Here is an 8256-nt window from a genome sequence, read left to right as displayed (position 1 = left end):
CAACGAGAAGCGCGCGGGCGCTCGGCTTTACTCCCTACCGTCACCTACGCCACGTACTGGGACACGATCGGTAAATGGCCAACGCGGTTGCTTTGTGATCAGCCGTTATCTTCGACGAACCGAATAGCGTCTTGCAAGAAGCTCCGGAAATAGTCAGGATTTTCGCACATCGGAAAGTGCCCAAGCCCCTCCATAACGACATGACGGCTGCCAGGAATGAGGGCCGCTAGCGCTGCTCCGTCTGCAGGCGTCGCAGAGTAGTCATAGGTCCCGGAGAGAAGAACGGTCGGTGTTCGCTTGGCATCAATCTTCGGACCGACGACGGCACCGTCGAACTCGTCGCTGTAGAACGAAAGATCGCCGGGATAAACTCCAGGAGCACCCTGCGAGTAGATCCAACTGGCGCGGCGTCGCTCTTCTTGCGGGCTGAGCGGGCTCATGATTCCGCGGACATAGGCTGAGTTATGAAGCGACCCATGAACGTTGACGTTGTGTTGAAAGGGGTTGCGACGGCCCTTTGACTTCAACGGCGGCTCGACCGCAATTACACCCATTAGACGTTCCGGTCGCTCCGCCGCCAGCACCATGCACATCGCCGCGCCCATAGATCCTCCAACGACGATAGCTCTGTCTCCGACGAGCTGGTCGAGTATCGCCGTGCACCAGGTCAGGTAGAGATCCGTTGTGAGTTGATAGGGCGAGCCGTCCCAAGTTAAAGGAGGCATCGAACGTCCGTGAAACGGCAGATCAACTGAGATCAATCGGTTCGTACGCGCAAACCCAGTGTCGGAGAGTTGCGGTAGAAACTGACGGCCGTCTGCGCCAGCCGTATGGAGGAAAAGGATAGGAGTTCCTGCACCGGCTTCCTCGTAAAAGATATCGTGTTCTACGCCGCCGACCTCTACCCGCTTATAGCGTCCGGTGACCTGTTCAATATTTCGATCGACCTTCGGCGCAACTAGGGGCGGAGACGCTACGACGATTTCGAACAGTCGCTCCAGAGCGGGACGCGCTTGAGCGATTGCTACGGGCGAACCAGATAACGTGAACTCAGGGTTAGCGAGTTGAAAGGCGGTGAACGAATGGTAGGTTGCCGGCGGCGGCACCTGCATAACCTTTTCCCAAGCTCCTTCTGGGGCACTCAGTATGACGTCAGCATTTTCGTCCGCGCCGTCCAGTGCGACTATCCCGCCTCCCACAGCAAGTGATGACTTTTCTGGTCCAACTTGCAACGAGATCCGTGTTGTAAGACCTGGGGTCAGTCGCGGTAGCTCCGGATCTTCGATCGCCAGGGTTACGCGTTTAATCAGCTCGGCATGGGCGCCCATACGTCCTCCCTAACAAAATGATGTTGTTGGGAAGCCGCACTTCCTGTGTCTCACCTCCCATAAGAGAGGTAAGCAGATTTTCAGACAATCTGTCAACCTTAGCCGTCGCCTGAACTTCGTTTTGTGGAACTACTCGGAGGTTTCGACGGGGTTCTTGCTCAAGTAGTCCAACGCCACCTTAGCCGCGATTTCGATATGGCGCTTGCAAAGCGCGGCTGCCCTGTCGCCATCACGCAACGCAATAGCGGCCGCAATCTCTCTTATTTCGAAAACGCTGTTCTGCAGCCGCCCTGGCTGGGTCATCGATGTCATCCGCAACAATGTGACCCGGTTGTGCAACGACGTGAGCATTTGCTTCACAAACACGTTCTTGCTGCCGGTCATCAAACAATCGTAAAAAGCGGTCTTGGCTTCGATGATCCGCGTTCCGGAACCGCTCTTGGCTGCGGCTTCGAACGCTTCCACGGTCTCGAGGAGAGCAACGATCTCTTCATTCGAACCGTTCTCGGCGAACTCCTGGCCGGCAAAGCTTTCAAGCAGCGCGCGTACACTATAAAGCTGCCTAGCCTCCTCGTAGCTGATAGTGCTGACAACCGGCCCCCGATGCGGATAGCTAGTAATAAGCCCTTCAGCTTCTAACTGGCGTAGCGCCTCGCGAACTGAAGTTCGGCCAACCCCGATAAGTTCGCACAACTCGCGCTCCACCAGCCGCTGCCCGGGCTTGAAACGGCCACTTGAAATAGCCTGCCGGAGCTTATCCTCAACAAGGATTCGAAGAGAGGCGTTTTGACGTCTAATCTGGAGGTCGATCGTTCCCATTCACAACAAACCTTCGATGAAATTTCTAGTGACGCACAGAATCAATATACTGCCGGAGCGTTTCGTAGGACAACCCGATTGTCTGCAAACAGCAAAAAATTTCAATCGGTTTATTGTGGGTCACAGGAGAACTCTAGCGAACTGGAGGTCTGGCGCAAGGGGAGAAAATTTCTGTAGCACCTCAGGGTCATGACCCGGAATGATGAGTCCGTTTGCTCCGGCAAGGACGCGGAGCTTGTTGTAACCCTCGATGACCTCTAGGTAATCTGCAAACAGGGGAAACGCGCCGTCATTTTCAAGATAGTGCTGGAAATGAAGCGCGTCGGAAGCGATAACCAGCAAAGCGCCGCCTGTTGCCACCGTAACAACTTGCAAACCTTTCGAGTGACCGCCAACCAGATGCACCCTGCATCCAGGAACAATTTCCCCATCCCCATCATGGAACCGTACCCGTGACTGAAAAACGAGCCGGACCGCGTCGACGACACCTTCTGTAGCAAAAGGCCGACGCATTCGCTCATGGCACATACACCGCCCCGTTCCATACGCCATCTCCCGATCCTGAATGTGAAAAGTGGCGTTAGGAAAGGCCGGGAGGTTTCCGGCGTGATCGTAGTGCAGGTGTGTCACAACGACATCAGTAATTTCGCTGGATTTGATGCCAAGGCTGCTCAGTGCTGCCACCGGATGGATCAAGAGGGTCCGCCCTCTGGCCGCGCCCTCTCCGGCTTCGAAACCAGTGTCAACAAGAATTAATCGGTCCTCGAGACGGATCAGCCACACGAAGTAGTCGATTTGTGATGGACGATCATGAATGTCATTCGTCTCTAGTATCAGGTCACTTACTGGTCTTTGCGCGGTGCCGTAATGGATGGCGAGCACTGTCCACTCGTTCAAGAGAATTCTCCCCGCCATCAGTCCATCAAGACTAGGTGTCGATTGATCTCGGCCCTGTCAAGACGGTCGAAAACCTCATTGATCTCATCAAGGGGGCCAGTGCTCGACAGCAATTTGTCCACTGGCAGCTTACCTTTGAGGTAAAGGTCGATATAGCGGGGTATGTCGCGCGATGGCACGCAGGAACCCATATAGCTGCCCTTGATCGTTCTCTCCTCTCCGACCAACGGCAAGGGCGAAACCTCGAAACGGGAATTTGCGCTGGCCAGTCCGGCCGTAGCGGTCATCCCTCCGCGCCGGGTAATCTCATATGCAAGCTCGAATGCCTTTTTGGATCCAGCCATCTCTATCGCGTAGTCTACCCCGCCGCTTGTCGCGCCTTTTACTTGGGCAACAATATTCGGCGAGGTGGCCAAAAAAGTCTTCGTCGCTCCCAGCTCCTTGGCAAGATCCAGCTTCGCTTGGATTAGGTCGATCGCCACGATATCGCTTGCACCGCTCGCAACAGCGCCAAGTATCGCCGAAAGGCCTACGCCGCCGAGCCCGATTACCGCCACACTACGGCCTGGGCGGACCCCACACGTGTTCATCACAGCTCCAACGCCGGTCATAACGGCACAGCCGAAGAGAGCAGCTGTCGCCAAATCGATATCTTTGGTCACTTTGACTACCGAGCTCGCCGACACGACAGCATATTCGGAAAACGCAGAAACGCCGCTATGGTGGTTAATTTCGTATCCTCTCAAACGGATGTGCTTGCCGCCGGATAGAAGCGTTCCTGCAGCATTGGCCTGGTAGCCCGGTTCGCAGAGGCTGGCGCGGCCTTCAGCGCAATATGAGCAATGGCCACAAACCGGCAGAAATGACATGACTACATGGTCACCAACCTCAACCTTCTCGACACTCGGTCCGATTGCTGCGACGACGCCAGATGCCTCATGGCCTAGAGCGACTGGAAGCGGACGCGGTCTGTCCCCATTGATTGCGGACAGGTCAGAGTGGCAGACACCGGCAGCCTTGATCTTGACCAACACCTCCATGGGGCCAGGCGGCGTCAGTTCCACAAGCTCAATCTTAAGAGGTTTCGAATTTGAATAGGGCTTCGGCAGACCCGACTCCCTGAGGATTACCGAACGCATCTGCATCTTTGAAATTCCTTATCGATGTGCAAGCAACTGCATTGGAGAGGGGATATAGCGGAATCCGTCTCCGTTTCGCACCACATGCCCGGCACCTGGCCATGCGAAGTGATAGGACATTACCGCAATGCGATCTGTCGCCAGCATATCAAGCACGCGCGTGCGGGATCTAGCTGACAGCTTCGGGTCCGTGTCGTATCGGAATTCCATCATCGGCCTCTCCATCAACAGGATATGATGGTGCGTAAGGTCGCCGAGAAAACAGAGGCGATCGTTTCCCGACTGCAGCATAAAACAATGATGACCGAGCGTGTGGCCGGGGGCCGAAATCGCGTGAACGCCCGGCAAGAACTCCTCGCCGTCTTTGAAAAAGAAGGTCCGATCCTTGTGGGGAAGCAGGTTTCGCCGAGCGTTATCGATTTGAAATTGAAATGAAGAATCGATCGACGACCCGTCCGTCCAGTCCGTGAAGTCTCGCTCACTGATGAAGATGTCGGCGTTCGGGAAATTTAACCTTCCATTGGCATCGCACAGACCGCCGATATGATCGATATGGGCGTGCGACAGAACCACCGCATCGATCTCCGTCGGATCTCGACCTGCCTCTCTCAGGCTGGCTAGGAGTCGACCTGTGGTGGGCCCGAAAGCTTTGGAAGACCCCATCCCGGTATCAAATAGAATTGTTCTTCCATTTATCTCAACAAGCGGCACGTTTTGCTCGAGTACAACTTTGTTCGTTGGCAGGAAATTGTCCTCTAGCATCAGGCTGACCGTGCGTGGCTCTACCCCCAAGAAGTTCAGGCGAGGATCTCCTAGCTCTAACGGCCCGTCGGACAGTACCGTGATTTTTCCATCGCCAAATTCGAACGGATAAAAATACGGAAGCTTGGCCAGGTGATGCATACTAAGAGACACTGATTTTCCTCCCATCAGGTGCTTGGCGACATTTTTGGCAGATTGTATGATAATCTGTCAAATATTTTTGAAGAAAGCCATATCGAGAGCGACTGCCTTGCTTTAGGAGCCGGTGTACCGCGTTTTCCCCGGCCTACCGAATGCCGCGCAGTAGGAGCAGAGCATTCGAGAATGCGGCTCGCGGGGCCGCACAACGCATGGTCGTTGACCCAGCGTTGCCCCCTGTTCCGCGAAAAACCGCAGACATTCAGAGATTGACGAGGCTCAAGTTGAGTTGTCTCACAGCGCGCACCGCATCACCGTCCATCAGACAGGTGACATTTTCCCTTATTCGCGCTCATCATCGCGAAGCGGCGTAACGATCTGAAACGAAGCCGGTGGCGGACGCGCGCACCCAAAGAGCGATCAATTCCATCTTCGGCAGGGCCTTGCTGTAAAAGAAGCCTTGCGCCGAACCGCATCCGTTCGCTGCGAGAAATGCTGCCTGCTCGGCGGTCTCAACACCTTCCGCCACCACGTCCTGCCCAAGACATTGTGCAATGGACAGAATCGCTTTGACCAATTCTTCGTTCCTTTTGTCCGAGCTATTTATGAATGACCGATCGATCTTCAGCGTGTCGATCGGGAAGCGGGCTAGATAGTTGAGCGCCGAGTAACCGGTGCCAAAATCATCGATAGCAATCGAAAATCCCATTTGACGCAGCTTAAGAAGCGTCTGCAGGGTCTCGCCCTTCCGATCGAGAAGCAGACTCTCCGTGATTTCGATTTCGATCCATTCCGCGCGGCAACCGGTTTCACCGAGGATTGCAGCGATCTCGTTTACCAACCGTGAGCATTGGAATTGCTTACCCGAAAGGTTGACTGCAATCTTGTGCAGGTGGTGGCAATCGGCGTTCAGCTCCTTCGCCGTCTTGCACGCTTCACGCAGCACCCATCGCCCGAGTTCAACGATCAGCCCGGTATCCTCAGCGACCGGAATGAATCGAACCGGCGGAATCATGCCCATCTCGGGATGAGGCCATCTCAACAACGCTTCCGATCCTATCATTACGCCGCTGTCCAGAAGCACCTTGGGCTGGTAGTGCAGCTCCAATTCTTCGCGCTCGATAGCGCGGCGCAATTCAGATTCCAACTGCATGCGCTCCTCCACGCCCACAGTCAAATCCTTCGAATAAAAGCGAAAACTGTTTCTCCCCGAGCGTTTGGCAAGATACATCGCAGAGTCGGCGTATTTCACCAGATCGTTGACATCTGTGCTGTCGTCGGGCGAGATCGCGATGCCTACACTGCATGACACGTAGACTTCCTTGCCATCCAATAGGAAAGATTCCTTGAATCTCTCGAGGATCGAGCACGCAACCCAATCGAGATCGTCGGTTGTCTGGATTTCCGGCAACAGAATCGCGAACTCGTCGCCGCCGAGACGCGCAACCGTGTCGAGATCGCGGACAGATTTCTTAAGCCGGGTAGCGACCTGGCAGAGTAGTTGATCACCCACAGGGTGACCCATCGTATCGTTCACGACTTTGAAATGGTCGATGTCAATCAGCATTACCCCTGTCCGCCGACGTTGAGACGACGCGTCACTGACGACCTTTTGCAATCGCTCGTTAAACAGCAAGCGGTTCGGCAAAGAAGTCACCGGATCGTAAAAGGCCATTTGCCTGATTTTTTCCCGCGAGGCGTTCAGTTCCGTGACATCGCGAGAGACCCCGAGGACTCCTGTAACCTCTCCCCCGGCGCCGAGGACCGCAAGTTTACGTGTTTCGAGAAGAATGGACTGACCGTTCTCCGGGGAAACCACCCAATTCTCGTCGATAAGTATGCCACCGGCTTCGATCGTGGCCTCATCAGATTTTCCGGAAATGTGAGCTCTCTCAGCCCCGAACAATTCAAGGTCCGTTTTTCCAACGACCTCCGCCTCCGATTTCCCGGTCAGCCGCTCAAATGCATGATTGCACAACAGGTGTACGCCATCGACATTCTTTACCCAAACCATGTCAGGAATGGTTTGCAGCACACTTAGCAATTGCGTCCGCACGGAGTTGATGGCGTCTTCCGCCTGCCTTCGTTCCGTGACATCACGCGAAAATGCCAGGAGCGTGGTGGCGGCGTCAGGATCGGCGCTTGGTCGTCTAGCCACCGACAACTCGAACCATCGGGTCTCGCCGTTTGGCAAGGATACGCTAATGCATCGACCGTAGGCAACTCCTTCACTGCTTGCAGTTCGAAGCGCCTCCATTGCAATAGCCGCTTGATCAGGCGCAAGAACTTGGTCGACCGTCCTACCCAGTAGCATTTCCCGCTGCTGGGCTAGTAGTTCGGGATTTCTGGTCCAGACCTGAAGATATCGCCCATCCTCGTCGACCTCAAACAGAACGTCTGGAATAGCGGTGACGATCCCTTGGGCTAGTTCGAGAGCGTTTTTGAGTTCCTGCTCCGCCAACTTGTGTTCGGTTATGTCGATGATAACGCCAATCAGACCCGCGGGCTCGTCGTCGTGACCTCTGAAAACTGCCTTGTTGCAGACAACATCCAGGATGGCGCCGTTTGCGAGAGCGATCTTACGCTCGGAGACTTGGGCTCCACCCCTTTCAAGAAGGCCTTTCTCTTCAATAGAATAAATTTCCGCCAGTTGCGTTGAACTGAGATCAAAATCTGTATTCCCGATGATCTCGTCGCGCGAGCGACCGAGGAGATCTTCGAAAACCTTGTTGCAACCGACATAGCGACCGTGCAGATCTTTGAAGAAAATTGGGAGGGGCAACACGCCGATCAATGCTTCAAGCAGCGCTCCTCGGTCGGCTGAGGTATCATGATGCAGCGCTTCGTCTCTCCGGCGATTGCGCCTTTTCTGAAAAAAGGAGCGTTGCCAAAGCGGTTGTAAAGTCGAATTCATCGTGAAGCTCCTTACCGAGGGCCAAGACAGATGCATCATCCATCCGATCAGGAATTCCGGGAACGCCACCCAAATCATTCGAGCAACAAATTGATGCAGATATGTCAGTAAGGCGTCGAACCGCGCGTCGGCCTGAGCCGGATAGTGCGGTCGGAAATGAACTTTGCTTTCACATTCGAAGCAACAACCTTCGCGGCAGCACGTAGATTGAAAGGCGCAATGAGTATGTTGTCCCGTTTGGCGAGAGGAGGGCCGGAGG

6 protein-coding genes are annotated in these 8256 nt (G+C 54.8%); all 6 read right to left on the bottom strand.

All coding sequences use genetic code 11. The annotated features are described in order from the left end of the window. Positions 1–98: 98 nt before the first annotated feature. The 6 genes from CO671_RS30730 to CO671_RS30700 all read right to left on the bottom strand — a co-directional run bounded on the left by CO671_RS30730 (position 99) and on the right by CO671_RS30700 (position 7997). Positions 99–1328 carry an alpha/beta hydrolase gene (locus tag CO671_RS30730; protein WP_008534369.1) on the bottom strand — a complete coding sequence of 410 codons (1230 nt, stop codon included), beginning with the start codon at positions 1326–1328 and terminating at the stop codon, positions 99–101. 129 nt (positions 1329–1457) lie between these two features. Next, positions 1458–2147 (bottom strand): GntR family transcriptional regulator, encoded by a 690-nt coding sequence (locus CO671_RS30725; protein WP_004673291.1) that lies wholly within the window; start codon positions 2145–2147, stop codon positions 1458–1460. Between the two features lie 120 nt (positions 2148–2267). After that, positions 2268–3062: an N-acyl homoserine lactonase family protein gene (locus CO671_RS30720; RefSeq protein WP_018247149.1), complete on the bottom strand. Its 795-nt coding sequence runs from the start codon at positions 3060–3062 to the stop codon at positions 2268–2270. Beyond that, a complete protein-coding gene (locus CO671_RS30715; RefSeq protein ID WP_004673287.1) occupies positions 3062–4189 on the bottom strand; it encodes a zinc-dependent alcohol dehydrogenase family protein in 1128 nt (375 codons plus the stop codon). The genes CO671_RS30720 and CO671_RS30715 overlap by 1 nt, the downstream gene beginning before the upstream one ends. Positions 4190–4201: 12 nt before the next feature. Next, a complete protein-coding gene (locus CO671_RS30710; protein ID WP_237350508.1) occupies positions 4202–5098 on the bottom strand; it encodes an MBL fold metallo-hydrolase in 897 nt (298 codons plus the stop codon). A gap of 340 nt (positions 5099–5438) precedes the next feature. Beyond that, entirely contained in the window at positions 5439–7997 is a 2559-nt protein-coding gene (locus CO671_RS30700; protein WP_004673285.1) for an EAL domain-containing protein, read from the bottom strand. Positions 7998–8256 lie beyond the last annotated feature (259 nt).

The organism is Rhizobium sp. M10, assembly GCF_002531955.1.
In the GTDB taxonomy this organism is placed as follows: Bacteria; Pseudomonadota; Alphaproteobacteria; order Rhizobiales; family Rhizobiaceae; genus Rhizobium; species Rhizobium etli_C.
This window is presented reverse-complemented; position numbering and strand designations above follow the sequence as displayed.